Annotated in this window: 27 protein-coding genes and 1 tRNA gene; 12 read left to right on the forward strand and 16 right to left on the reverse strand. The window is 71.4% G+C overall.

The genetic code is table 11. The annotated features are described in order from the left end of the window. Nucleotides 1–8 precede the first annotated feature (8 nt). From iolD to iolC, 4 genes are read right to left on the reverse strand one after another with little or no spacing between them, the layout of a single operon-like run. Nucleotides 9–1,886: a 3D-(3,5/4)-trihydroxycyclohexane-1,2-dione acylhydrolase (decyclizing) gene (iolD, locus tag ACIBPC_RS01445; RefSeq protein WP_398840482.1), complete on the reverse strand. Its 1,878-nt coding sequence runs from the start codon at nucleotides 1,884–1,886 to the stop codon at nucleotides 9–11. Next, the gene (iolB, locus tag ACIBPC_RS01450) at nucleotides 1,883–2,794 is read right to left on the reverse strand and encodes a 5-deoxy-glucuronate isomerase (RefSeq protein WP_398840483.1); all 912 of its coding nucleotides are present in this window, start codon (nucleotides 2,792–2,794) and stop codon (nucleotides 1,883–1,885) included. The genes iolD and iolB overlap by 4 nt, the downstream gene beginning before the upstream one ends. Before the next feature lie 29 nt (nucleotides 2,795–2,823). Beyond that, a complete protein-coding gene (locus tag ACIBPC_RS01455) occupies nucleotides 2,824–3,717 on the reverse strand; it encodes a deoxyribose-phosphate aldolase (protein WP_398840485.1) in 894 nt (297 codons plus the stop codon). Continuing rightward, the gene (gene iolC / locus ACIBPC_RS01460; RefSeq protein WP_398841742.1) at nucleotides 3,714–4,667 is read right to left on the reverse strand and encodes a 5-dehydro-2-deoxygluconokinase; all 954 of its coding nucleotides are present in this window, start codon (nucleotides 4,665–4,667) and stop codon (nucleotides 3,714–3,716) included. The genes ACIBPC_RS01455 and iolC overlap by 4 nt, the downstream gene beginning before the upstream one ends. Before the next feature lie 252 nt (nucleotides 4,668–4,919). On the opposite strand from iolC, the gene ACIBPC_RS01465 reads away from it, so the two are divergent. The 7 genes from ACIBPC_RS01465 (at nucleotide 4,920) to ACIBPC_RS01495 (ending at nucleotide 10,714) form a co-directional block, all read left to right on the forward strand. Next, complete coding sequence (locus ACIBPC_RS01465) at nucleotides 4,920–5,924, forward strand: substrate-binding domain-containing protein (RefSeq protein WP_398840486.1); 1,005 nt, start codon at nucleotides 4,920–4,922, stop codon at nucleotides 5,922–5,924. After that, entirely contained in the window at nucleotides 5,921–6,952 is a 1,032-nt protein-coding gene (locus ACIBPC_RS01470) for an ABC transporter permease (protein ID WP_398840488.1), read from the forward strand. Before ACIBPC_RS01465 ends, ACIBPC_RS01470 begins: the two co-directional genes overlap by 4 nt. A 5-nt stretch (nucleotides 6,953–6,957) precedes the next feature. After that, nucleotides 6,958–7,785 carry an ATP-binding cassette domain-containing protein gene (locus ACIBPC_RS01475; protein ID WP_362964693.1) on the forward strand — a complete coding sequence of 276 codons (828 nt, stop codon included), beginning with the start codon at nucleotides 6,958–6,960 and terminating at the stop codon, nucleotides 7,783–7,785. Then, nucleotides 7,782–8,696 (forward strand): sugar phosphate isomerase/epimerase, encoded by a 915-nt coding sequence (locus ACIBPC_RS01480; protein WP_362964691.1) that lies wholly within the window; start codon nucleotides 7,782–7,784, stop codon nucleotides 8,694–8,696. The genes ACIBPC_RS01475 and ACIBPC_RS01480 overlap by 4 nt, the downstream gene beginning before the upstream one ends. Nucleotides 8,697–8,729: 33 nt before the next feature. Beyond that, the gene (locus ACIBPC_RS01485; RefSeq protein WP_362964689.1) at nucleotides 8,730–9,752 is read left to right on the forward strand and encodes a Gfo/Idh/MocA family oxidoreductase; all 1,023 of its coding nucleotides are present in this window, start codon (nucleotides 8,730–8,732) and stop codon (nucleotides 9,750–9,752) included. Nucleotides 9,753–9,791: 39 nt separating this feature from the next. After that, entirely contained in the window at nucleotides 9,792–10,529 is a 738-nt protein-coding gene (locus tag ACIBPC_RS01490; protein WP_362964687.1) for a GntR family transcriptional regulator, read from the forward strand. Between the two features lie 113 nt (nucleotides 10,530–10,642). Next, nucleotides 10,643–10,714: transfer RNA gene (locus ACIBPC_RS01495), tRNA-Cys, on the forward strand. A 641-nt stretch (nucleotides 10,715–11,355) separates the two neighbouring features. Here ACIBPC_RS01495 and ACIBPC_RS01500 read toward each other — a convergent pair. The 11 genes from ACIBPC_RS01500 to ACIBPC_RS01550 form a co-directional block, all read right to left on the reverse strand. Further along, nucleotides 11,356–12,630 carry a tyrosine-type recombinase/integrase gene (locus ACIBPC_RS01500; protein WP_398840491.1) on the reverse strand — a complete coding sequence of 425 codons (1,275 nt, stop codon included), beginning with the start codon at nucleotides 12,628–12,630 and terminating at the stop codon, nucleotides 11,356–11,358. Continuing rightward, on the reverse strand, nucleotides 12,627–12,845 hold the full coding sequence (locus ACIBPC_RS01505; RefSeq protein ID WP_052851958.1) for an excisionase family DNA-binding protein: 219 nt from the start codon (nucleotides 12,843–12,845) through the stop codon (nucleotides 12,627–12,629). The genes ACIBPC_RS01500 and ACIBPC_RS01505 overlap by 4 nt, the downstream gene beginning before the upstream one ends. Then, on the reverse strand, nucleotides 12,838–13,899 hold the full coding sequence (locus tag ACIBPC_RS01510; protein WP_398840494.1) for an AAA family ATPase: 1,062 nt from the start codon (nucleotides 13,897–13,899) through the stop codon (nucleotides 12,838–12,840). The genes ACIBPC_RS01505 and ACIBPC_RS01510 overlap by 8 nt, the downstream gene beginning before the upstream one ends. Beyond that, a complete protein-coding gene (locus tag ACIBPC_RS01515; RefSeq protein ID WP_398840495.1) occupies nucleotides 13,896–14,804 on the reverse strand; it encodes a bifunctional DNA primase/polymerase in 909 nt (302 codons plus the stop codon). The genes ACIBPC_RS01510 and ACIBPC_RS01515 overlap by 4 nt, the downstream gene beginning before the upstream one ends. 320 nt (nucleotides 14,805–15,124) lie before the next feature. Beyond that, nucleotides 15,125–15,328, reverse strand: coding sequence for a hypothetical protein (locus ACIBPC_RS01520; RefSeq protein WP_398840497.1), 204 nt, complete (start codon nucleotides 15,326–15,328; stop codon nucleotides 15,125–15,127). A 37-nt stretch (nucleotides 15,329–15,365) separates the two neighbouring features. Then, a complete protein-coding gene (locus ACIBPC_RS01525) occupies nucleotides 15,366–15,617 on the reverse strand; it encodes a hypothetical protein (protein WP_398840498.1) in 252 nt (83 codons plus the stop codon). 142 nt (nucleotides 15,618–15,759) lie between these two features. Beyond that, on the reverse strand, nucleotides 15,760–17,835 hold the full coding sequence (locus tag ACIBPC_RS01530; RefSeq protein ID WP_398841744.1) for a cell division protein FtsK: 2,076 nt from the start codon (nucleotides 17,833–17,835) through the stop codon (nucleotides 15,760–15,762). 150 nt (nucleotides 17,836–17,985) lie between these two features. Further along, the gene (locus ACIBPC_RS01535) at nucleotides 17,986–18,858 is read right to left on the reverse strand and encodes a DUF2637 domain-containing protein (RefSeq protein ID WP_398840500.1); all 873 of its coding nucleotides are present in this window, start codon (nucleotides 18,856–18,858) and stop codon (nucleotides 17,986–17,988) included. Further along, the gene (locus ACIBPC_RS01540) at nucleotides 18,855–19,178 is read right to left on the reverse strand and encodes a DUF6303 family protein (RefSeq protein ID WP_398840501.1); all 324 of its coding nucleotides are present in this window, start codon (nucleotides 19,176–19,178) and stop codon (nucleotides 18,855–18,857) included. The genes ACIBPC_RS01535 and ACIBPC_RS01540 overlap by 4 nt, the downstream gene beginning before the upstream one ends. Further along, complete coding sequence (locus tag ACIBPC_RS01545) at nucleotides 19,175–19,447, reverse strand: hypothetical protein (RefSeq protein WP_398840503.1); 273 nt, start codon at nucleotides 19,445–19,447, stop codon at nucleotides 19,175–19,177. Before ACIBPC_RS01545 ends, ACIBPC_RS01540 begins: the two co-directional genes overlap by 4 nt. 100 nt (nucleotides 19,448–19,547) lie before the next feature. After that, nucleotides 19,548–19,898, reverse strand: a complete 351-nt coding sequence (locus tag ACIBPC_RS01550; protein WP_398840505.1) for a hypothetical protein — start codon at nucleotides 19,896–19,898, stop codon at nucleotides 19,548–19,550. A gap of 214 nt (nucleotides 19,899–20,112) precedes the next feature. Here ACIBPC_RS01550 and ACIBPC_RS01555 point away from each other — a divergent pair, with 214 nt between their 5' ends. Both ACIBPC_RS01555 and ACIBPC_RS01560 read left to right on the forward strand, forming a co-directional pair. After that, on the forward strand, nucleotides 20,113–20,907 hold the full coding sequence (locus tag ACIBPC_RS01555) for a GntR family transcriptional regulator (RefSeq protein WP_398840506.1): 795 nt from the start codon (nucleotides 20,113–20,115) through the stop codon (nucleotides 20,905–20,907). Beyond that, nucleotides 20,904–21,677, forward strand: a complete 774-nt coding sequence (locus ACIBPC_RS01560; protein ID WP_398840508.1) for a glycosyltransferase family 2 protein — start codon at nucleotides 20,904–20,906, stop codon at nucleotides 21,675–21,677. The genes ACIBPC_RS01555 and ACIBPC_RS01560 overlap by 4 nt, the downstream gene beginning before the upstream one ends. Here the strand turns inward: ACIBPC_RS01560 and ACIBPC_RS01565 are convergent. Further along, the gene (locus tag ACIBPC_RS01565; protein WP_398840509.1) at nucleotides 21,664–22,422 is read right to left on the reverse strand and encodes a GntR family transcriptional regulator; all 759 of its coding nucleotides are present in this window, start codon (nucleotides 22,420–22,422) and stop codon (nucleotides 21,664–21,666) included. The two genes, ACIBPC_RS01560 and ACIBPC_RS01565, sit on opposite strands and share 14 nt — an antisense overlap. A gap of 79 nt (nucleotides 22,423–22,501) precedes the next feature. Between ACIBPC_RS01565 and ACIBPC_RS01570 the strand changes: the two genes are divergently transcribed. The 3 genes from ACIBPC_RS01570 to ACIBPC_RS01580 all read left to right on the forward strand — a co-directional run bounded on the left by ACIBPC_RS01570 (nucleotide 22,502) and on the right by ACIBPC_RS01580 (nucleotide 23,931). After that, the gene (locus tag ACIBPC_RS01570) at nucleotides 22,502–22,732 is read left to right on the forward strand and encodes a hypothetical protein (protein WP_398840511.1); all 231 of its coding nucleotides are present in this window, start codon (nucleotides 22,502–22,504) and stop codon (nucleotides 22,730–22,732) included. A gap of 243 nt (nucleotides 22,733–22,975) precedes the next feature. Further along, nucleotides 22,976–23,200, forward strand: coding sequence for a hypothetical protein (locus tag ACIBPC_RS01575; protein WP_398840513.1), 225 nt, complete (start codon nucleotides 22,976–22,978; stop codon nucleotides 23,198–23,200). Further along, nucleotides 23,197–23,931: a GntR family transcriptional regulator gene (locus ACIBPC_RS01580; protein ID WP_398840515.1), complete on the forward strand. Its 735-nt coding sequence runs from the start codon at nucleotides 23,197–23,199 to the stop codon at nucleotides 23,929–23,931. Before ACIBPC_RS01575 ends, ACIBPC_RS01580 begins: the two co-directional genes overlap by 4 nt. Nucleotides 23,932–23,950 lie beyond the last annotated feature (19 nt).

The following is a 23,950-nucleotide window of genomic DNA, read 5'->3' on the forward strand; positions in this document are numbered from 1 at the left end:
GGGGGCTTTCAGAGGTGGTGGCGGCGGTCGCGTACCGCCCGTTCGTACGCCGTCCGGGCCGCCCGCGCGGCGGGCCGTTCCGACGTCCCCGCCACCGGCACGTCCCACCAGGCCTGCGGCGGCGGCCCCGACGGCGCGGGGTCGGTCTCGACGTACACGCACACCGGGCCGGGCTCGTCGCGTGCCTGCGCGAGGGCGGCGCGCAGCTCGGCCCACGTACGGGCGCGCAGCACCCGCAGGCCGAACGACGCGGCGTTGGCCGCCAGATCGACGGGCAGCGGGTCGCCGGTGTACGAGCCGTCCGCCGCGCGGAAGCGGTAGGCGGTGCCGAAGCGCTCGGCGCCGGTCTGCTCGGACAGGCCGCCGATGGACGCGTACCCGTGGTTCTGGAGCAGCACGAGCTTCACGGGGACGCCCTCCTGCACAGCCGTCACCAGTTCGGTGGGGCCCATGAGGTACGTGCCGTCGCCGACCAGCGCCCAGACCGTGCGGTCGGGCGCGGCGAGCCGGACGCCGATGGCGGCGGGGATCTCGTAGCCCATACAGGAGTAGCCGTACTCCACGTGGTACTGCCGGGGCGAGCGGGCGCGCCAGTAACGGTGCAGGTCGCCGGGGAGGGAGCCCGCGGCGTTGATGATCACGTCGTCGTCCCCCACGACGGCGGCCAGCGCGCCGAGGACCTGCGGCTGGGTGGGCGGCGCCTGGTCGTCGGCGGGCAGCACCACCGATGTGGTGACGTCCGCCCACGCGGCACGGCCCGCCGCGTACTCCTCGCGGTACGCGTCGGTGACGTGGTGTCCGGCCAGGGCGGCGGTCAGTGCGTCGAGTCCGGCGCGGGCGTCGGCGACGAGGGGCAGGCCCGCCATCTTGTGCGCGTCGTCCGCGGAGACGGTGAGGCTGGCGAAGCGCACGCCGGGGTGCTGGAAGAGGGTGCCGGACGCGGTGGTGAAGTCGGTCCAGCGGGTGCCGACGCCGAGCACCAGGTCGGCCGTACGGGCGAGGTCGTCGGCGACGGCGGTGCCGGTGTGGCCGATGCCGCCCACGTCGCACGGGTGGTCGTGGCACAGTGAGCCCTTGCCCGCCTGGGTGGACGCGACGGGGATGCCGGTCGCGTCGGCCAGCGCGCGCAGGGCGTCCTCGGCGCGGCTGTGATGCACCCCGCCGCCCGCGACCAGCAGCGGGCGGTGGGCGGCGCGTACGGCGTCCGCCACCCGGGCCAGGGCGTCCGCGTCGGGGGCGGGGCGCGGGATGTGCCAGACGCGTTCGGCGAAGAACTCCTCGGGCCACGCGTACGCCTCGGCCTGCACGTCCTGCGGCAGCGCGAGGGTGACGGCGCCGGTCTTCGCGGGGTCGGTGAGGACGCGCATCGCGTGCAGCGCGGCGGGGATCAGCGCCTCCGGCCTGTGCACGCGGTCGAACCAGCGGCTGACGGGCCGCAGCGCGTCGTTCACCGAGATGTCGCCCGCGTCCGGGTGTTCGAGCTGCTGGAGCACGGGGTCGGCGGGGCGGGTCGCGAACGTGTCGCCCGGCAGCAGCAGTACGGGCAGCCGGTTGACGGTGGCGAGCGCGGCGCCGGTGACGAGGTTGGTCGCGCCGGGCCCGATCGATGTCGTGACGGCCTGCGCGGACAACCGGTCGCGCTGCCGCGCGAACCCTACGGCCGCGTGCACCATGGCCTGTTCGCTGCGGCCCTGGAGGTACGGCAGCGGCGCCCCCGCGCCCTGCCCGTTCTCCACGAGTGCCTGCCCGATGCCCGCCACGTTCCCGTGACCGAAGATTCCCCAGCACGCCTCGATCAGCCGATGCCGCTCCCCGTCCCGCTCGCTGTACTGCGCGGCCAGGAACCGTACGAGCGCCTGCGCCACTGTCAGGCGAATTCTGCTCACCGGTTGGTCTCCTCTCCCTGCGGGGCCGGCGTCCCGTACAGCGGCAGCCGCGGGTCCACCGGCGTGTCCCGCCAGGTGTCGCGCAGCCACGCGTGGTCCGGGTGGTCCTGGATCAGCCAGGCGCGGTCCGGGTCGGGCCCCGCCATGACGTTGAGGTAGTACATGTCGTGCCCCGGAGCCGCCATCGCAGGCCCATGCCAGCCGTCCGGGATCAGCACGGCGTCCCCGCCGCGCACCTCCGCCAGCACGTCGCTGCCCGACCCGTGCCCCGACGGGGACACGCGCTGGTAGCCGGCGCCCGGTGTCCCGGCGGGGGAGTCGGCGATCTCGAAGTAGTAGATCTCCTCAAGCCGGGACTCCTCGCCCGGCCGCGACGCGTCGTGCTTGTGCGGCGGGTACGACGACCAGTTGCCGCCCGGGGTCAGCACCTCGACGGCGATCAGCCGGTCCGCCGCGAACACCCCGGCCGCCGCGAAGTTGTTGACCTGCCGCGAGCACACCCCCGCGCCGCGCAGCTCGACCGGCACCCCGCCCGCCGGTCCGTACCGCGCCGGGAGCCGCCGCTCGCAGCGCGCCCCGGCCAGCGCGAACCGCCCGCCGCCCGCCGAGGCGACCGTCACCTCCGCGCCGCGCGGCACGTACGCGAAGTCGCTGACGCCCGCGAAGACGTCCCGCCGCCCGGCGAGCGCGAACGTCTCCCCGTCCGCCGCCACCTCGCAGCCGCCCGCAAGCGGCAGCACGATCCACTCGCTGTCCCCGGCGGCGTACGTGTGGCTCCCGCCGGGCGCGAGCCGCAGGACGCGCAGCGACGAGTACGTCCACCCGGCCGTGGCAGGGGAGACGTCCAGCAGGTACGGGCCTGACGCGGCCGTCCCGGCGGGCAGATGGAGGTCCTTGGTCCCGGACACGGGGTGCTCCTCTCGCACAGTGGGCGGGGTCACAGCAGCGACGCGGCGGTGCGGACGGCCTTCGCCACGTCGCCGTCCGGCGGGTACAGCAGCGACCGCCCGACGACGAGACCGCGCACGCCGGGCAGCCGCAGCGCCGCGCGCCACCGCTCGTACATCGCGTCCGGGTCGCCGCGCACGTCGCCGCCCAGCAGGACGGCGGGCAGGGTGGACGCGGACAGGACCCGTTCCATGGCCTCGGGGTCGGTCTGCGCGTCGTCCGTCACGGGGACCTTCAGCCAGGTGTACGCGGAGGTGCCGCCGAGGCCCGACGCGATGGCCATCGACGTCATGACGGCCGCCGCGCCCAGGTCGCTCACCGGCCGCTCGCCCGGCCGCCTGCGGCACAGGAACGGCTCGACGAAGACCGGAAGCTTCCGTTCCGCCATGGCGTCCACCGCGCGCGCCGCCGCCTCCATCGTCGCGACCGACCCGGGGTCGGAGCGGTCGATGCGCAGCAGCAGCTTCCCCGCGTCGAAGCCCCGGCGCTCGATGTCCTGCGCGCGCATCCCCGTGAACCGGTCGTCCAGTTCGAACGCGGCTCCCGCCAGGCCGCCCCGGTTCATCGAGCCCATGACGACCCGGTTCTCCAGCGCGCCGAGGAGCAGCAGGTCCTCCAGGACATCGGCGGTGGCCAGCACGCCGTCCACGCCCGGCTGGGCGAGGGCGGTCAGCAGCCGTTCCAGCAGCTCGTAGCGGTCGGCCATGGCCAGCGGCCTGCCGCCCACGGCCAGCGCGCCGCGCGCCGGGTGGTCGGCGGCGACGATCAGCAGCCGTCCCATGGCACCCAGGAGGGGGCGGCGGGCGCGCCGCGCGGCGGCCTCGGCGACGGCCTCCGGGTGGCGGCTGCGCACCAGCGGGAGATCGGCGATGGGGATCGTCACACCTGCTCCTCACGGGAGGCGCCGGCCAGCAGCGCCTCCACCTCCTCGGGGTAGGGCATCGCGGTGGAGCAGGCGAGCCGCCCCGCGACGATGGCTCCGGCGGCGTTGGCGTAGCGCACGGTGCGCGCCGGGTCCCAGCCGGCCAGCAGGCCGTGGCACAGGGCGCCGCCGAACGCGTCTCCCGCGCCGAGCCCGTTGACCACCTCGACCGGGTGCGGCGGCACGTGGGCCACCGTGCCGTCGCGGTGCGCGGCGAGCACGCCGTCCGGGCCCTGCTTGACGACGGCCAGTTCGACCCCGGCGGCCAGGAGCGCGTCGGCGCATTCGCGCGGGGTGTGCGCGCCGGTGGCGACGCGGCACTCGGTCAGGTTGCCCACGGCGACGGTCGCGTGGGCGAGGGCGGCGCGGTAGTGGGGGCGTGCGGCGCCGGGGTCGCCGTCCGGCCAGAACATCGGCCGCCAGTCGAGGTCGAAGACGGTGGCCGTGCCGCCGCCCGCCGCGTGCCGGGCGGCGAGGGCGGCGAGGGTCGCGGTACGGCTCGGCTCGGCGCACAGGCCGGTGCCCGTCATCCAGAAGACGCGTGCCCCGGCGATGGCGTCCATGTCGAGTTCGTCCGCGCGCAGTTCGAGATCGGGTGCTTTCGGATAGCGGTAGAAGTACAGCGGGAAGTGATCGGGCGGGAAGATCTCGCAGAACGTGACGGGCGTCGGCGGCCCCGGCACGCCCGTCGCCCAGCGCGCGTCCACGCCGAAGTCCGCCAGCGCCTCCCGGCAGTAGTCGCCGAACGGGTCGAGCCCCGTCCGCGTGACGACCGCCGCCGAACGCCCCAGCCGCGCCGCCGCCACCGCCACGTTCGTCGCCGAACCGCCCAGGAACTTCCCGAAGGATTCGACGCGCGCCAGGGGGACACCCGTCTGGAGCGGGTAGATATCGACTCCGATACGACCCATGGTGATGACGTCCACAGCCGCTGCTCCTTCGCTCGCGTACCGGTGCCGTGCCCCCAGGTTCGGCCGGTGCCGGGCCGGGTGTCAATGGTTTGTACTGACATAAAGACAGCAACACGCACGTGTGATTGACATGTTGTCCTGACAACCTATTGACAGCCTGCCCTCCCGGACGGTTTGCTCCGTTCCACCACCTGCCCCCTCTCCCGGCTCTCTCACAGCCCGGCTCTCTCACAGCGAAGTGAGGTACGGACGATGCAACGGACCAGACCCGTCGCGCTCGCGGCCGCGTGCGCCGCGGGCGCGCTGCTCCTCGCCGGCTGCACCAGCGACACCGGCGGACGCGCCGCCAGGGAACGCGCCGAGGAGGCCGCCGCCGCGGGCCGCGCCGACACCCCGCGCATCACCGTCGCGCTGATCACCCACGGCGCGCCGGGCGACACGTTCTGGGACACCGTCCGCAAGGGCGCGGAACAGGCCGCCGACAAGGACAACGCCGAACTGATCTACGCGGGCGACCCGTCCGCCTCCGAGCAGGCCGCGCTCATCGAGAACGCCGTGGACCAGGACGTCGACGGCATCGCCCTCACCATGCCCGACCCCGAGGCGCTCTCCGGCGCCATAGCCCGCGCCCACGACGCGGGCATCCCCGTCGTGGGCCTCAACGCGGGCCTGCCCTCCTGGCGCGAGGCGGGCCTGCTGTCGTACTTCGGGCAGGACGAGTCCGTCACCGGCCGCGCCTTCGGCGACCGGCTCAACGACCTCGACGCCGAGCACGGCGTGTGCGTCGTCCACGAGCAGGGCAACGTCTCGCAGGAGCAGCGCTGCGCCGGTGTCGCCGAGACCTTCGAGGGCGAGCTGGAGACGCTCTACGTGGACGGCACCGACATGCCGTCCGTGCGCTCCACCGTCGAGGCGCGCCTGCGGCAGGACAGCTCGATCGACTACGTCGTCGCGCTCGGCGCGCCCTTCGCCCTCGCCGCCGTCGGGTCGGTCGAGGACGCGGGCAGCGACGCGGGCATCGCCACGTTCGACCTCAACCCCGAGCTGGCGACGGCCATCAGGGACGGCGACATCGCGTTCGCCGTCGACCAGCAGCCGTACCTCCAGGGCTACCTGGCCGTCGACGCGTTGTGGCTGCACCGCTTCAACGGCAACGTCAGCGGCGGCGGCGAGGAACCCGTCCTCACCGGCCCCGCCTTCGTGGACGGCGACAGCCTGGAGGACATCGCCGACTACATCGAGAACGGCACCCGGTGACCGCCGCCGCGGCGCCCCCCGCCGCCTCCCGCACCCCCGCCGCGCTGCGCCGCGCCCTCGCCCGCCCCGGCACGGGCGCCCTCGCCGGGGCGGCCGCCGTCTACCTCCTCTTCTGGATCGTCGCGCCGCCCTTCCGGCAGTTCGACTCGCTCGCGACCGTCCTCTACCAGTCGTCCACGCTCGGCATCATGGCCGTCGCCGTGGCGCTGCTGATGATCGGCGGCGAGTTCGACCTGTCGGCGGGCGTCGCCGTCGTGACGTCCTCGCTGACGGCGAGCATGGTCGCGTTCCAGTTCACGCTGAACGTCTGGTCGGGCGTGCTCGCCGCGCTCGTCCTCTCCCTCACCATCGGCGCGTTCAACGGCTTCCTGCTGGTCCGCACGCGGCTGCCCAGCTTCCTCGTCACCCTGGCGACCTTCCTGATGCTCCAGGGCCTCAACATCGCGATCACCAAGGCCGTCACGGGCAATGTCGCGACCGACTCCATCAGCGACATGGAGGGCTTCCCGGCGGCCGAGGCGGTGTTCTCCTCCACGCTCACCATCGGCGGGACGCACCTGCGCGTGACCGTGCTGTGGTGGCTGGGCTTCGCGGCGCTCGCGAGCTGGGTGCTGCTGCGGACGCGGTTCGGCAGCTGGGTGTTCGCGGTCGGCGGGGACGCGGCGGCGGCGCGGGCGGCCGGGGTGCCGGTCACGTTCGTCCGCGTCACGCTGTTCATGACGGTCGGCTTCGCCGCCTGGTTCGTCGGCATGCACCACCTGTTCGCGTTCAACACCGTCCAGTCGGGCGGCGGTGTCGGCAACGAGCTGCTGTACATCGCGGCGGCCGTCATCGGCGGCTGCCTGCTCACCGGCGGCTACGGCTCGATCGCCGGGCCGGTCGTCGGCGCGTTCCTCTTCGGCATGGCGTCGCAGGGCATCGTCTACGCCGACTGGGAGCCCGACTGGTTCTCCTTCTTCCTCGGCGCGATGCTGCTGCTCGCCGTCCTGTTCAACCTGTGGATACGCCGCCAGGCCACCAGGAGGTGAACGCCATGACCCACTCCGACCCCCTTGTCGAACTCTCCGGCGTCGGCGTCTCGTACGGCCCCGTCCGCGCGCTGCGCGGCGTGGACCTGACGATCACGCCAGGCCGCGTCAGCTGCGTCCTCGGCGACAACGGCGCGGGCAAGTCCACGCTGATCAAGGTCGTCTCAGGGCTCCACCGCCACACCGAGGGCGAACTGCGCGTGGACGGCGCCCCCGTACGCCTCGCCTCGCCCCGGCAGGCCATGGACCTGGGCATCGCCACCGTCCACCAGGACCTCGCGACGCTCCCGCTGATGCCCGTGTGGCGCAACTTCTTCCTCGCCCGCGAACTGACGCGCGGACGCGGCCCGTTCCAGCGCCTCGACATCCCGCGCATGAAGCGCGTCGCCGACGAGGAGCTGCGCGGCATGGGCATCGCGCTGGACGACCTCGACCAGCCCGTCGGCTCGCTGTCCGGTGGGCAGCGGCAGTCGGTGGCCATCGCGCGCGCCGTCCACTTCGGGGCGCGCGTCCTCGTGCTGGACGAGCCGACGGCGGCCCTCGGCGTCAAGCAGTCGGGCGTCGTCCTGCGGTACGTCGCCGCCGCGCGCGACCGCGGCCTCGGCGTCGTCCTCGTCACGCACAACCCGCACCACGCGTACCTCGTCGGCGACCACTTCACCGTCCTGCGCCTCGGCGAGGTCGAACTGAGCGCCGGCCGCGACGCGGTGACGCTGCCCGAGCTGACCGGACACATGGCGGGCGGCGCCGACCTGGACGCCCTCCGCCACGAACTCGCCGCGCCCGCACCCCAGGGCGCCCCCGCGCGACAGAACAGGAGCACGGACAGATGAGTACAGCACTGGACCGCATCCGCGTCGGCTCCGCCCCCGACTCCTGGGGCGTGTGGTTCGCCGACGACCCCCAGCAGGTGCCCTGGCAGCGCTTCCTGGACGAGGTCTCCACCGCCGGGTACGAGTGGGTCGAGCTGGGCCCGTACGGCTACCTCCCCACCGACCCGGCCGTCCTGCGCGACGAGCTGGACCGCCGCGGCCTGCGCGTCTCCGCCGGGACCGTCTTCACCGCCCTGCACCGCGGCCCGGCCGTCTGGGACGAGACGTGGGAGCACGTGTCGGGCGTCGCGCGCCTCGCGAAGGCGACGGGCGCGCGGCACCTCGTCGTCATACCCGAGTTCTGGCGCGACCAGGTGACGGGCGCGCCGCTGGAGTCCGCCCGGCTGACCGCCGAGCAGACCGCCGACCTCGCCGCCGGGATGGAACGCCTCGGGCGCGCCGTCCGCGACACGTTCGGCCTGCGGATCGTCGTCCACCCGCACGCGGACACGCACATCGACGGCGAGGAGGCCGTCGCCCGCTTCCTCGACGCCACCGACCCCGAGGACGTCGCGCTGTGCCTCGACACCGGGCACTACGCCTACTGCGGCGGCGACACCCTCCAGCTGATCCGCACCTACGGCGAACGCATCGGCTACCTGCACCTCAAGCAGGTGAACCCTGCGGTGCTGGCCGAAGTGCGGGCGGACAAGCTGCCGTTCGGCCCGGCCGTGCGGCGCGGCGTGTTCAGCGAGCCGCCCGCCGGGGTGCCCGACCTGCCGCCGGTGCTGGCGGCGGCGCAGGCCCTCGGCACGGAACGGGACGTGGAGCTGTTCGCCATCGTCGAGCAGGACATGTACCCGTGCCGGCCCGACCAGCCGCTGCCCATCGCCAGCCGCACGCGCCGCTTCCTGTCCGCCTGCGGCGCCTGACCCCGCCCGCCCACCCGCACGAGGAACGTGACCATGACGCACACCGCCCCCCTCGGCGTCGCCGTGATCGGCGCAGGAACGATGGGCGCCGACCACGTCCGCCGCCTCGACCGCGCCGTCGCGGGCGCCCGCGTCGCCGCCGTCGCCGACATCGACGGCGACCGCGCGCGGGAGCTGGCCGGCCCGATCGAGGGCTGCGCCGCGCACACCGACCCGGCCGCCGCGATGGCCGCGCCCGGCGTGGACGCCGTCCTCATCGCCTCGCCGGGGCCCGCGCACGAGGCGGCGCTGCTGACCGCGCTCGACCGGGGCCTGCCCGTCCTGTGCGAGAAGCCCCTCACCCCCGACCCCGAGGGCGCGCTGCGCGTGCTGGCGGCGGAGGAGAAGCTCGGCTCGCGCCGCGTGCAGGTCGGCTTCATGCGGCGGTACGACAGCGAGTACGTCCAGCTCGCCGCGCTCCTCGCGGGCGGCGAGCTGGGCCGTACGCTGCTGATGCACTGCCGCCACCGCAACGTCTCCGTGCCCCCGTACTTCACCGACGAGTCGCTGATCAACGACTCGGTGGCGCACGAGTTCGACGCCGCCCGCTGGCTCCTCGGCCAGGAGATCACGGCCGTCCAGGTCTTCCGCCCCACCCCGAGCGCGCACGCGCACGCCGGTCTCGGCGACCCGCAGCTCGTCGTCTTCGAGACGGACGGCGGCGCCGTCGTGGACGTCGAGATCTTCGCGGGCAGCGGCTTCGGCTACCAGGTGCAGGCCGAGGCGGTGTGCGAACGCGGCACGGCCCGCGTCGGCGACGCGCACGGCATGCTCGTGAACGCGGGGGGCCGCTGGGGCGGGCCGGTCGACCAGCACTACCTGACGCGCTTCGCCGACGCGTACGACCGCGAGGTCCGCGCCTGGGTGGACGCCACGCGGCGTGGCGAGGTCACGGGCGCGAGCACGTGGGACGGCTACGCCGTCGCCGCCGCCTGCGCGGCCGGGACGGAGGCCCAGCGCACCGGCCGCCGGGTCGCCGTGGACATGATCGACATGCCGCGCTTCTACCGCCGCTGACGCCGATACGCTGTGCCGGTACCAAGGGAAAGGCCGCTCGTGGACGTGCAGTTCAGCATCGACCGCACCAGCCCGGTGCCGCTGTACTTCCAGCTCTCGCAGCAGCTCGAAGCCGCCATCGGACGCGGCGACCTGCCCCCGGGGTCACTGCTGGGGAACGAGATCGACCTCGCCGGACGCCTCGGCCTGTCGCGGCCGACCGTCCGGCAGGCCATCTCGGCCCTGGTGGACAAGGGCCTCCTGGTGCGCCGCCGGGGCGTCGGCACGCAGGTCGTCCACAGCGAGGTGCGCCGTTCGCTCGAACTGAGCAGCCTCTACGACGACCTGGCGTCGGCGGGCCGCCGCCCCGCGACCCGCGTCCTCGCCCTCGGCACCGTCCCGGCCGCCGCCGGTCCTGCGGCGGCCCTCGGCCTCGCGGAGGGCGAGGACGTCCTGCGGATGGAACGCCTGCGCCTCACCGGCGACGAGCCCATCGCGTACCTGACCAACCACCTCCCGGCCCACCTCCTGCGCGCCACCGCCACCGAGCTTGAGGCCACCGGCCTCTACCGCCTGCTGCGCATGGCCGGGACGACGCTGCACAGCGCCCGCCAGACCATCGGCGCCCGCGCGGCGACACCGGAGGAGGCCCACCTGCTCGCCGAACCCCCGGGCGCACCGCTGCTGTACATGACCCGCACGGCCTTCGACGACAAGGGCCGCGTCGTGGAACACGGCACGCACCTCTACCGGGCGTCGCGCTACTCGTTCGAACTCCAGTTGCTGATGCGCTCCTGATGAACGGCACATGACGGGACATTGCCCCCCATGCCAATCACATGAGCACCCCCCACCACCCGTTGACGCACCCCCCACAACAGGCGAGAGTCGACACAACGCACCACGCACACGGCCGTGTGCCCGAGTGGTTCAGGGACTCGCCTGCAAAGCGAGTTACACGAGTTCGATTCTCGTCACGGCCTCTTCTCCCGCCACCCCGAATGACCAGCATGTAGTTGTGGGGGGGGGGGGCCCCCGGGGGGCGCCCCCCCCCCCCACACCGCCCCGCGGGGGGCGGGCGCCCCCCCGCCGGCCCCCCCCCCCCCCCCCGCCCCCCCCCCGGGGGGGGGGCCCCCCCCCCCCGGCCCCCCCCCCCCACAACTATGCGCCGTCTCACTTTCCGTCTCAGTCCGGTGTTCGTCCCGTGGCCGTACCAGGAGGACGCCAGTTCTGATTCGACGTTAGATAAGATGATCGCGCGGTTTGGCGTTTGGCGCCGCTCCGTTCTCCGGTTGGGACATCGCAACGACAACCACCCTAGGAGGACAGATGCGTCATAGGCGACACCGCAAACGAAAGCGCCCAGCCTGGGAGTTCTGGTCATTTGTGGTCAACCTCGCGCGCCTCATTTATGAGGTGTGCGGGAGGGACTAGCTCGCCACGCGACCGCCAGGTGGGCGCCTCGTCAAGGATGGGGTTCGGGTGCCTCCGGGCCCCATCCTTCGTTCCGGACCGGATCAGCGAGAAAAATACCGACCCGCTACCGTTCCGACATAGACAATATTACAGGCTCTCGGGCCAAGATTGGCATTAGGAAGTTCAGTAGAAACTTCCGTGCTTCCCGTCAGTTGCTTCCTGGAATGTTCTCCCAGATCAGCGCGTCCACCTGCTGTGCGACGCTGCTGCGGACTTCGTCCACGATGTGCTGGTACCGCGTGGCCATCGCCGTGGTGGACCAGCCCATGAGGTTCATGACCGCGCGTTCGGGGACTCGGAGGATCAGGAGCACCGTCGCGGCCGTGTGGCGAGCGTCGTGAAGGCGGGCGTCCCGGAGGCCCCCGTCGCGGAGCAGAGCCTTCCACTCGCTCCAGTCGTAGCGATGCGAGATGTCCGATCCGGTCGGTGTCGCGAACACCCAACCCTCGTCGGTCCACCGTTCACCGGCTGCCTTACGCTCCACGTTCTGCGTTACCCGGTGCGCCCGGAGAAGCTGGACCACTTGAGGCGGTAGCCCCACGCGCCGACGGCCGGCCCGTGACTTGGTGCGGGACGTCTTGCCGTTGGTCCGACGGCGTTCCGGGCAGTAGCCGGCCTTCTTGCCGCATGCGGTGTTGCAGCCGTGGGCGTAGCGAGGACGCAACCGGCTCCGGCGAATCCACAGGATGCCGTTGTCCAAGTCCACGTCCTCCCACCTGAGCCCCAGAGCCTCGCCCTGCCGTAGGCCGAGCGCCAGTGCGACGGCCCAACGCGCCGCGTTGCGCCGCTTGTCGGCGGCTGCGAGGAGCCGTCGGACCTCTGCCACGGTGAACGGTTCGATCTCCTCTTCATCGACGCGAGGTGCCGTGACCTTGTTGAGGGGATTCTCCGCCAGGTGGCCTCGTCGTACGGCGGCGTTCAGCGCCGTACGGAAGGTGCGGTGTACCTGGTGCGCCGTGGCGGGCTTGGCGCCGCTGGACTGCATCTTGCTGTAGAGCCGTTCGACGTGCTCCGGTGCGAGACGGTCAAGGCGGTGGGCCCCGAGTCCCGGGATGAGGTGCTTCCGGACGGCGACGCCGTAGCCGACCATCGTGTTCTCGTTGACTCGTTCGGGCGCGATGTTCTCGATCCAGTGGGTGAGCCAGGTCTCGACGGTCCAGCGGACGCCTGCCTTGGGAACCTTGCGGGTGTCGCGAAGCTTCTCCAACTCCTTGACGGCCTCGGCGACCTCGTTACGCGTCTTGCGCTCGATGTGGCGACGGTCGGGTGTGCCGTCGTCACGGGTGCCCACGGTGACGCGGCCGTGCCACTTGCCGTCCTTGCCGAGGTAGATGGAGGAGCGGCCGTTCGGCTGGCGGGTGCGCTTCTTGGGTTCGGTCTTGTTCCGCTCGCTGCCGTCGTCTGCCACGGAGGTGTTCTTCATGCGATGACCTCTCCCGAGCGGCAAGTCCTGCGGAGCCGGGCGACGAACGTGGTGATCGCGTCGGCCGGGACGCGGCGGAGACGGCCCACGGGAACGGACTCCAGCTCGCCTGAGCTGATGAGCCCGAAGCAGGTGGTGCGGCCGATGCTCAGGCGCCGGGCGGCTTCCTCGACGGTGAGAAGGGCGAGGGTCGGGTCAGGGGTGCTCTCACTCATCGCCGACCCCCTTCGTGATCCCGGAAGTCGGGCGGTCGGACAGGGGGGACACGGCGGACAAGTCCTCGTGTTTGGTGCCGAGATCGGGGTAGTACCGGCCGGTGTTGTCCTTGGTGAGCTGTCCGTCGGCGGCCATGCGGGAGCAGGTGCGGCGGATGGTATCGGCGTCGGTCTGGGGGAGGGCCGACGCGATGTCCTTCGGCTTGGCGCCGGGGTTGGCGCGGACGTGGCGAAGGATGTTGGCGCGGGTGTCGCCGATGGTGTGGTCCGTGGCGGGGCCTTCGAGGAGTTGCCAGGCCCCGGCGGCGGCGTGGAAGCGAAGCGCGTACTCCGACTCGTCCACGTCGCGGCCGGTGACGTGCAGAACCCCGTCGGCCTGTCCCCGTGCGCGCTTCAGCACCAGCGTGGCGTCAGCGGCGCCGGCGATGCCGTTGGTGCCGGACACCTCGGCGAGGAAGTCGTCCGCGCCCGCCTTGCGGACGTGGTGGACCAGGACGACGGCGACGCCGTAGTGGTCGGCGATGCGCTTGGCGTGGCCCACGGCGGCGTAGTCGGCGTCGTAGGCGGAAGCGCCGGGGGCCGAGGGGCCGCGCATCTTGGCGAACACGTCGATGACGACCATGCGGGCGGTGGGGTTGCGCTCCAGCCATTGGGCGATGGCCTCTCCACCACCCTGCGGCAGCGGCGGACAGGACGTGGCCAGCGTCAGGCCGGGCGGTGCGGGGCGCCCGCCCAGGATCTTGCCCATGCGGCTCTGGAGACGGCGCGGGGTGTCTTCGAGCGCGAGGTAGAGCACCGGCCCGCCCTCGACGGGCACGGCGTCCATGGCCATGCCACCGGCCGCCACCGACAGGCCAAGCCCCAGGGACAGCCAGGACTTGCCGACCTTCGGCGGTCCGGCGAGCAGGTTGACGCCTTCGGCGAGAATGCCGGGCACCGCCCATTTCGGGTCGGGGAACTCGGCCGCCATCAGCTCATCGGCAGTCCACGCGGTGCGGATCCGCTGCTGGGCCGGTTCAATGAGGTGCGGCCCGGCCAGGGGTATGGCGTTCATGCGGCGGCCCCTCCCACGGTGCGCGGGCGGCGGGCGCCGGCCCGCAGTCCGGACGCGATCGTGCGGGGGATCTCCCGGGGCATCTGGCCGACCTGCGCGGCGGCCGGGGACAGGTACGCGTGCACGTCCTCGGCGGTCAGCTCACCCCCGGCGACGAGCTGCCCCAGAGCGACGGCCGCAAGGTACAGGGCCTCGTTGTGCCGGTCGGGCGCCGAGTCCGTAACCCGGCGGACCTCCGCGTTCAGCGCGGCGGTCAGATAGGCCGTGCGCCGGTCGCCGCCCGTCAGCGCGACCACGGTGGGACGCTGCGGGGGCAACGGCGGCGGCGCCAGCAACGCAGCCAGCCAGGCAGGCAGCGGCGCAGGCTCCGCGTCATGGACGACCGTGTAAGGGCAGCCGTTGACCGTGCTACCAGGACCGACGACATACCCGCCGCCCGCCCGCGTATCGACCTTCCACCCCAGCTTCCCGCTGCTGTTGCGCAGTTCGATCCCAGCGGGAGCCGCGAAATACAGGTGGATCCCACCGCGACCGGTGCGCACGGTGAAGGTGTCGGCCGGGTACCGCTGGCCGTGCTGTTCGCACACGGCGGCGAACACGTCCATGCCGTCCCGCACATCCTCCCCGGCCCAGTCGGGCGGCGGGGCGTCGTCGGCGTCCTTCGGGGTGTCGAGATCCACCACGACCAGTCGGGAGGGACCAGCCGCGACCCCCACGTTGAACGGACCGGCGACCCAGCAACGGGCGATACGCCCCGGATCGGTCGTCGCCCGCCGCTCCCAGCAGGAGACAGCCGGACGCTTCTCACCGGGGATCAGTGGAAAGACGTGCCAGCCACGGCGGACCAGGCGGAGGGCGGCCCTGTGGCCGGGGGCGGACTGTTCGGGCATGACGGTATAGGTCATGCTTGAGGTCTCCTGTTCTGTCCTTGGATGGAACGGGGAAGGACCGGCGTGGCGGACGACCTTGGCGGGGAGTTCCGCCACGCCGGTTGTACTTAACAATTCACTTAATGCGATGCCTTGCGCTAGGCGAATTAGGGCATTCTTTCTCGGGCTCAGAAAGTAGCAACTGGCGCCTCGTGCACAGTTTTTCTGCGGCTGCAAGGTTCAGAAACTGTGCATCGTTGAGCCTTGATGCGGCTCGACTACCTTCGCGCTGGCGGTGGATCAGTGACAAAGGCTCAGTTTATGAACCTGGTCGCTGGCCGATAACCGCTGTAGCCCTACGCCTCCCCCGGTGCTCCGATCGACGCGATGGCGTCGATGAGTGAGGCGGTGACGTTGTTGATGGCGTCGGCGGCGCCGGTTTGGGCGAGGTAGAAGCCGAAGAGCGCGGCGGCCAGGAAGGCGCTGAAGCCGAGGGCGCGGAACTTCAGCAGGAAGCCGACGAGGACGCCGAAGATCACGACGAGGGAGACGGGGACCATGCGCGGACTCCTTTTCGTGGGATACGAGGCTGAGCTGTCAGCGGTCGCGGTGCAGCCAGAAACGGATGAGGAGGTTCACCAGGCGGCGGCCGTGGCGGATGCGGTAGCCGTGGCCCTTGCAATGGCGGCAGTTCTTGCCGCGCATCGGGCGGCCCTTGCGGTTCGTACCGATGTGGAAGCCGAAGCCCTCGCAGTGGCGGCAGCGGGTGAACGGGCTGACGTAGCACATCCCGAGGTAGCAGATGGTGATGATGGCGACGAGGGCGCTAGCGGTGAGTTCCGGGGACATGAGGGCTCCTGTGGGCCGGTTTCCGGCATGGCCGAGGTAGGGCCGCTAATCGATAACGGCCTGTTCAGTGATGGTTTTTGGTGCTAGCGCAGTCGCTAACGTTAGCGGCGAGGTCTGCTAGCGCTGTGGGGCGCGCATCGGGTCAGGCGACACGCTGTTCGTCACGTCGAGTGAGCGCGGCTTCGATGCGGGCGCGTTCAAGGCCGCGCCGGTTGACGACCTTCCCGCTGATGCGTCGGCCCACTTGGACGGTGCTGATCCCGTGCGGCTTGAGAGCGGCGGTCAGTTGCTCGGCGGGCCAGTCGCCGTAGACGGACGGCTGGAGTTCGGACAACCGTTCAAGGGCGGTCTCCGTCCAGACCTTCGCCTCTTCCGGTCGGATCACGGCCAGGAGATCGGTCAGCACGTCCAGGCCGGTGCCGTCCGGGCGTTCGTCCCCGCCGATCGCCTCGCCGTTCAAAGTGCCGGCGGCGCGGCGGAGGGCGACGGCGTTGGCAGCGATGCGGGCGGTGGCCGGGTCGTCCAGATAGGCCGTGCGGACCACGGTAGGCAGGGTGGTGGCACCGACCAGATAGCCCGTGCCGGCGTCGATCTCGGGCCGGAATTGGGTGGCGCGCACCCCGTTCTTATAGGTGGAAGTGCCCAACACCATGTCGTTCTCGGTCTGGCCGGCGACCTTGAGGCAGAACCGGATCGACACATTGCCGCTGACGCCGGTCGGAAGGCTGTCCTTGTCCGGGCGTTGGGTGGACAGAATCAGGACGACGCCCAGAGCGCGGCCGAGCTTGATGACGAACTCGGCGTCCATCGCGGCCTGCTTACCGTGTCGGGGTGACAGAAAGATGTTCTGGCACTCGTCGAAGACGGCGACCAGCGGCCACAGGCGGAGCGAGCGGCGGTCGGCGATGGCGCGCGTGATCCGCTTGTCCGGGCAGAGGTCGCGCGGGAGGCTCCTGAGCACCTTGACGCGGCGTTCGACCTCACGGCGCAGCAGGGACAGGGAGTCGGTGGCGTACTGGATCGAGTCGTCGTCCAGTCCGGAGACGAAGCGGCGGCACACGGGTTCCAGCGCGTCCAGATCGCCGGTGCCCTTGTTCTCGTGAATCCACAGTTCGGCGGTCGGGTCGAGGGCCGCGCCGCACGCCAGTACCCGCACGGTCGCCGTTTTGCCCTGGCCGGGCAACGAGCCGATCAGCACGTTGTGCTGGATCAGTGGGACCGACTGAGGTCGCCCACGCGGGTCGATGCCGAAGGGGATGCGCTGGAACACGTCGTGTCGTTCGCCGTTCGCCAAGGGCCACTTCACCGGTCCGGTCTTCGACAGGTCGCGGTCGCCGACCCACAGGACCAACCGGCCCTCGTGCTCCGTCGGGTCAGGGTCGGGCCACACGCATCCGAGCGGTCGGCGCAGTCCGGAGGCGAGTCGGGCGCGGCGGTCGATCACGTCGGTGACGGTGACGCCCAACGGCAGGTCGATGTCCGCGCGCCAGCCGGGTCCCTCGCGGGTGATCGGGGCGATGAAGCGGATGCCGTCGCGCCCCTTGTTGACCTCGTTGGTGATCTGCGTGATGCCGATGGCGGCCATGGCGCGGACGACGATGTCCGAGGTGAGCTTGGCGACCTCGGTCCTGATGATCGCGCGGGAGGTGAGCGGTGCGTCGGCCGGTGCCCCGGCGGCGCCGAGCGTGGCCATGGTCACCAGAGCGGTCACGGCCTGGGAGAGCGGCGAGGCGGCGTAGGTCAGCCCCGCGAGAAGGGTCAGCGCCAGCGGCGTGCCCACGGCGAGACATGTGCCCCGCCAGCGGACGCGGGCGTCGCGCCGGATGGACAGCCGCAGCCATTCCGCCACATCCTCCCGGCGTGCGGCGGCTTCGCGCAGTGGCAGGCTCTCGGCGTCGCGTGCCCACCGGCCCAAGCCGATGAAGGCGCGGCAGGCACCACGCGGGCAACGGACCAGCAGCCTGCCGAGGTAGACGGGCGAGCGGAGACCGTGGAACGCGAGGGTGTGGCCGAGGTGCCCGGCCAGCCAGCGGGCGCCGTCGAGGAAGCCGGTCTTCGAACGCAGCCAGTCGGGTCGAACCGGTCGGCGCTTCGCCGACCGCAGTCGGGTCAGCCGACTGGGCTCGGGGGCGTCGGGTCGGTCGGCGAGGGGCGGCCGGTCGTCGGTGGCCCGATGGTCGCCGAACGACGGCCGGTCGTCCGGAGTGGGCGGGGGCACGATCCGCAACGGCGGGGGGACGTGCCTCTTCTGGTCGTGGTCCACTGGCGTTCCCTTGTCCGTGGATCTTTCGATGCGTCCGGTGGGTGAGGGAGGCCGGGGCCCGATCGTGGCTCGGTCGGCTGAGTCGGGCCCCGGTTCGCGCTGTTCCTAGACGGGAGGAGAGAGGCGGGCGAGGCGTTCGGCGCGGAGCGTGTCGCGCAGCAGTCGGCCGTTGTCCTGCGAGGTGTGCACCGCCTTGCGGATGGCTTGGGCGGTGAGCTGGCCGGTGGGCCAGTCCCGGGTGATCTCCCGTGCCTGAGCCAGAAGCTCTATGGGGGAACGGGAGGGCTTGTCCCTGGGGGGATCGGGCTGGGGCGGTTCACCGGGTTCGGCGGTCAGTCCGGCGGGGGACAACTCGCCGAGGCGCAGCAGGGCCCGGGTGCGGCGTGGGGCGCGACGGCGCCAGGTACGGCCGTACCGTTCGCGCAACTCGGCTCGAACCAAAACCCGTTGCCGCTCGCGGGCCAGTGCCTCGCGGTAGTCGGTCGTCTCCCAGAGCACCATCCGGCGCCAGAGGGCGAGGGTGGTGAACGGGGCCAGCAACCAGCGGGAGCGGCGCACCCGTTCCATCCGTGTGCCGTTCGCGGCGCCGATGCGGACGGCGTACGCGTGGGCGGCGATCTCGGAGAGCACGACCCATAGCAGGGGCATCACCCCATGGGCGATACGGGCGGGGAGCGTGTCCCCGGCCGTGACGTTCAACCAGCACGTCACCCCGGTCAGGGCCCACGGGACAGCGCGCACCCAAGCCAGTGCCATGTGCATCCGTACCAACAGCAGATGAGCCATGGTGAACACGGGAATGGCGAGATCGATGCCGGTCGGCAGCATCCACGGGTAGTCGAACCCCCAGCGTCCGGCAGCGGCCGACACCGCGTCGAACGAGGACGCGAACCCGAGTCCGCCCACTCCGGCGGCTGCGGTGGAAGTGACGGCGAGCAGAGACCGTTCCCGCTTGCTGAGCGTCGTCGTGACGGTCATCGGGCACCGCCATGGCGCTGGACGGGGACGGCGGCGAGGAGGGTGACGTGAGGCGACGCGTCGTCGTGGACGCCGCAGACGTCCTCGGTCCAGGTCCACTCGTCATCGGGCGCGATCCCGAAACCGAACTCAGCCAGTCTCGTCGCGCGCTCGGCCACGGTCGGCGTGTGCCTCCCGCCGGGCCAAGCCGTCGAGGGCCAGGTGGAGACCCGGCCGGGGCAGATCGCCACGGTGAGGGTCCAACGGGCGTCGGCGGGGAGCGTTCCGGGGGTGGCACAGCGCGAGGACAGGACAGCCGTGAACTTGGGTGTGTTGTTCATGCGACCGCACCTCGCCACGTTCGGGCCCTCGGGCGCTGCTGGAAGGGGAGGGTACGGGTCAGCGCCTCGGCGTAGCGCGCGTCCAGGGCGGCGATCTCGTCGTCGCGCCCGGCGTGGTGCAGCTCGTCGAGGATGTCGCGGGCGGCGGCCAGGCGTACCGCGCGTTCGTCGTCGCTCTCGGGATGCAGCGGACCTCGGAACAGGTCCAGGTCGATGCCGATCGGCAGGCCCGGGTGAAGCAGGTCGGCCTCCGTATCGCGGTCGGTCACGGGATGCTCCTGTGGCTGGGGAGGCGGGGAAGGAGACACGTCCGGCGGGCGACCTTGGCGGGGAGTCCCACCGGCCGGTGAGGGAGCTTGGCGCTCGGGGTCAGATCCGCACCGCGCGGAGCCGGCCGTTGAGGAGACGGCGGAGGGCGGAGGACGCGACCAGCGCGAGAGCCGCGCAGATCGCCGACTCGGCGCCGATTCCGGGGAGGCGGCTGCCGCCGACGAGAACGATGACCAGGACGATGATCAGGAGCACGGTCACCACGGCACGCCCGGGGTGCAGGGGCTCGTGAGCCTGCGTGACGCGTTCGACCGCGCGAGGGCTGACCACGCGCGACCCCTGCCCGTCCGTGTGCAGGTGGAGGACCGTTCCGTTGCCGGTGATGCTGACCACCGTGCCGAGCACCTGGTCACCGCGGACACGGACCACGTCTCCGATGTTGATACGCATGCGAACCCCCTGATGGGTGCGGGAAGGAAAGAGCAAGGGTCATTAAGACCTCATGTCATCAACTCCTCTTGAGGAGTTGATGACATGACTATGGCGAGGGAACGCGGAGAGGTCAAGTCCTCAAGAGGACTTGTTATCCTGCTCGGGGAGCCTGGGTGGACTTTCACCACTCGCGCACCAGTTCTTCCTGTCCCGCGACGATGGCGAGCACGACATGCCCAAGGCGTACGAGGTCATCGCCGATGACCTGCGGCGAAAGATCGAGGACGGTCAGTGGCGGCCGGGCGATCGCCTGCCCTCGGAAGAGGAACTGCGGCGCACTTACGACAAGGGGGCGCCCACCATCCGGCAGGCCCTGGCCGAACTGCAGACCGAAGGGCTGATCGACAAGCGGCACGGCAAGGGCACCTTCGTCCGCGTCCCGCGTCGTCCCGTTCTGCGGACCAACGAGCGGCATCAGTGGGAGAAGAGCCGCGCGCACGAGAGCGAGGAGGTGCGGGCCGGGACCGGTGTCACCGAGCATGACACCGGCCTGACCGTCCACGATCTCGTCTTCAGCGCCCGGTACCACGAGAGCGAAGCCGGCGAGGAACTCGCCGAGCAGTTCGCTGTGCCGGTCGGCACGATCATGGTGGAGCGGGTTTACCGCACCCGGTACGCGGTCGAGTCGGCCCCGTTCAACCTCACCTGTTCCTACCTGGTGCGGGACATGGTGGCGGCCAATCCGAAGCTGCTCGACTCGGCCAATGAGCCGTGGCCCGGTGGCACCCACAACCAACTGCACACCGTGGGCATCGAGTTGGACCAGATCATCGAGGAGATCATCGCGGCCCGTCCGCCCACGCATCAGGAGGCGCAGGAACTCGGCATGTCTCCGGGCATGGCGGTCATCCACCTGCGCAAGACGTGCATCGACACCACGGGGCGGGTGGTCGAACTCTCGGACATCATCCTGCCCGGTGACCGTACCCGGCTGAAGTTCGTTACCCCGCTGGAGCGTTGGTCATGACCTACAAGCCGCAGGTCGTGACCGTCATGACGGCCGTCCACGCTCCCAGTGCTCCCTTTCTCGTCGAGGCGTACGAGTCGTTGCGCGCGCAGGAGCTTCCCGCCGGGTGGGAATGGCAGTGGGTGATCCAGGAAGACGGCGCGACGGATCTCGTCACCCAGGCCGTGCCCGACGATCCCCGCGTCAGCTTCGGCCAGGGCCGTCCGGGCGGACCCGGGGTCGCCCGGACGATGGGCCTGGCACGGGCCGAGGGCGCGTATCTCAAGGTCCTCGATTCCGACGACATACTCGCCCCCGGCGCGCTCGCCCGCGACCTGGCTGTCCTCACCGCGCGCCCGGACATCGGCTGGACCACTTCCCGCGCGTTGGACCTGCTGCCGGACGGCACCACTCTGGGCTTCGACCAGGACCCGGACGAGGGCCCGATAGAGCGCGGCGCCGTGTTCCAGCACTGGCGGGCCAACGACTACCGCCCGCAGGTGATCCCCGGCTCGATGTGCGCGCGGACCGAACTGGTGCTTGCCCTGGGCGGGTGGATGGCGCTGCCGGCCTCCGAGGACACCGGTCTCCTCCTGGCTCTGAACACCGTGTGCGCCGGGTGGTTCATCAGGGAAGCGGGGCTGTACTACCGCAAATGGCCCGGCCAGGTGACCAGCCAGGCCGCGCACCGGGACACGGCGGAACGCGCCGCCCGCGCCGCCATCGCCGAGGCGCGCGTCAACGCCCTGGAGGGACTGACCGCCTGGCGGTTCCCCGCTACGGGCGGCTGATCGGAATCTCGTAGACGATCTCGCAGTGGGCGGCCGGCACGACGATGTCGGCCGTCTCCACGGGGCGGCCGTCGTCCGCGTAATAGGTCCGCTGGATGGTGGTCACCAGAGCCCCGCGCTGCACGCCCAGAAGGTGAGCCTCCTCCGCGTCGGCCGTGCGCGGCTCGGGCTGCTCGACCGCGTGGCTGACCGTGATCCCGATGACCGCCATGCGCTCCACCACGCCCTTGCCGCCGTACGGCCCACCCTCCGGCAGCACGATCAGCGTGCCGCCCGTGATCGCGTACGGCTCCCAACTGGTGGAGAGCTGAACGGGCTTGCCGTTGCCGAGGAATTCGTACACCGTGCGCACGCATGCCTCGCCAGGCGCGATCCCGAGCCTGGCGGCGATGTCATCGGGCGCGGGCACCTTGGCTTCGGTCCGGTGTTCCCACGTGGCCGTGCGCCCGAGCGTCGTCATGTCCGCACGGAACGGCGAGCCGCCGTGCTTCTCGCGCACCATGCTGCGCACCATCCGTACTCGCTCGCGCGGCTGGGCGACGTAGGTGCCGGAACCGGCGCGGCCTTCGAGCAGCCCTTGCGAGATCAGATACTCCTGTGCCCTTCGGACGACGTTCTCCCCTACGCCGTACTCCTCGGCGAAACGGGCGCGGGAGGGCAGTCGGTCTTCCTGCGACCACTCCCCGCCGGCAATGCGCTGCCGGAGCGCGTCGGCGATGCGCAGATAGGGCGGCTGCTCAGGCATGTAGCCAAATCTAGTCCACTAGCCTAATCTAGTTAACCAGCTTCACCGTCAGTGATTCCGCAGCGACGGAGGATTCGTCGTGTCCGCACCTGTGTCCCGTGCGCAGGACATCGCCGCGCGCCTCAGCGCCTCGGGATTCGTCCCCCGTCTCTCCCGGCATGCCGCTCACATCCGTGTCGAGGTGGATGTACCGGAGCCGATCAGCCCCGAGCGCTGGCGTCTGCTGCTCGCGGCGCTCGTGCTCGGGGACCGGTTCGGGTTGGCGAGTGACGCGGAACAACGGACGGCTTGGAGCCACATCCATCACTGAACCGCCATACCCCCGCAGCGGCCTGACACCGCCCGGGGGCGCGGTCACCAGCTACTGGGAGCTGATGACGTGTTCGATCTTATCCACCGCGCCGCCATCCGAACGGTGCGACTGCTCCTCCCCGCCGCGGGGCGTCACCGGGCGGGAGAGTCCTCATGAGAACGCTGCTCGGACGCCGCGCGCTGCCGTTGTCGGCAGACGGAGCATTGGAGGACACCAGTGCGAGATGACGTGGTGACGTCCGTGTCCCTCACCGCCGAGACGATTCGACGTCTGGACGTGATCAACGTCGGGGGCCGACAGCTTCGCGTCGTGGATCTCGTCGCGATCCGGGTGGGGCACAAACTTGTGGTCTTCGAGAGCGGCGAGACGCTGACCATGACGCCGCTCACGGCTGTCAACGGCATCCGTCTCATGCCGTACCGATCGCCGTGGCGGCGCGGCAACCAACTGCGGGGGAGGCGATGACCGTGCGCACTGTGCGGTATCAGCGCATCGCCGACGACCTGCGTCAGCAGATCGCCGGTGGACTCCTCTCCCCGGGGGACCGGCTTCCCTCGGAACAGCGGATTGCCACGCAGCACGGCGTTGGTCTTCCCACCGTCCGGCAGGCCATCGCCCTTCTTGAGGGGGAGGGGCTGGTGGACAAGCGGCACGGCAGAGGCACGTTCGTACGCGTCCCCCGCTGTCGCGTTCAGTACCGCGACGACCGTCACGCGTGGGGTGCGTGGGAGCCCACTCCTGAGCACGTCACCCTGTGCACGGTCCGCACACTGGAAGCGGACCGTCGCACGGCCGCGTTCATGGCTGCTCCGATCGCCGCTCCGCTCGTCGAACACCGCTACGCCACGAGCCTCCCGGGCAACGCGCCGCACATCGTCGTGCACGCCTACGTTCTCCCGGAACTCCTCGACGGATGGCGACCCGACAGCACTCCTGATCCCTGGGCCGACGGCATCCGCCGACAGCTGATCGCTCAGGGAGTCGAACTGGATCGGATCACCGAACGCGTCACCGCTCGCCCGCCGAGCGCGGCGGAAGCCCAGACGATGGACATCGGGGGAGGCGTGGCTCTGCTGGAGATCGTCCGCACGACCACGGACATCACCGGCCGGGTTGTCACGGCCGCTCTGCTCCTTCTGACGGGTGACCGGACAGAAGCCCTCTACACCCGGAGCGCCTGCCGAGCGCAGAGCTGAAACACGCATCGGCTGTCCC

Origin of the sequence: Streptomyces sp. NPDC049879 (assembly GCF_044461265.1) — a bacterium.
In the GTDB taxonomy this organism is placed as follows: Bacteria; Actinomycetota; Actinomycetes; order Streptomycetales; family Streptomycetaceae; genus Streptomyces.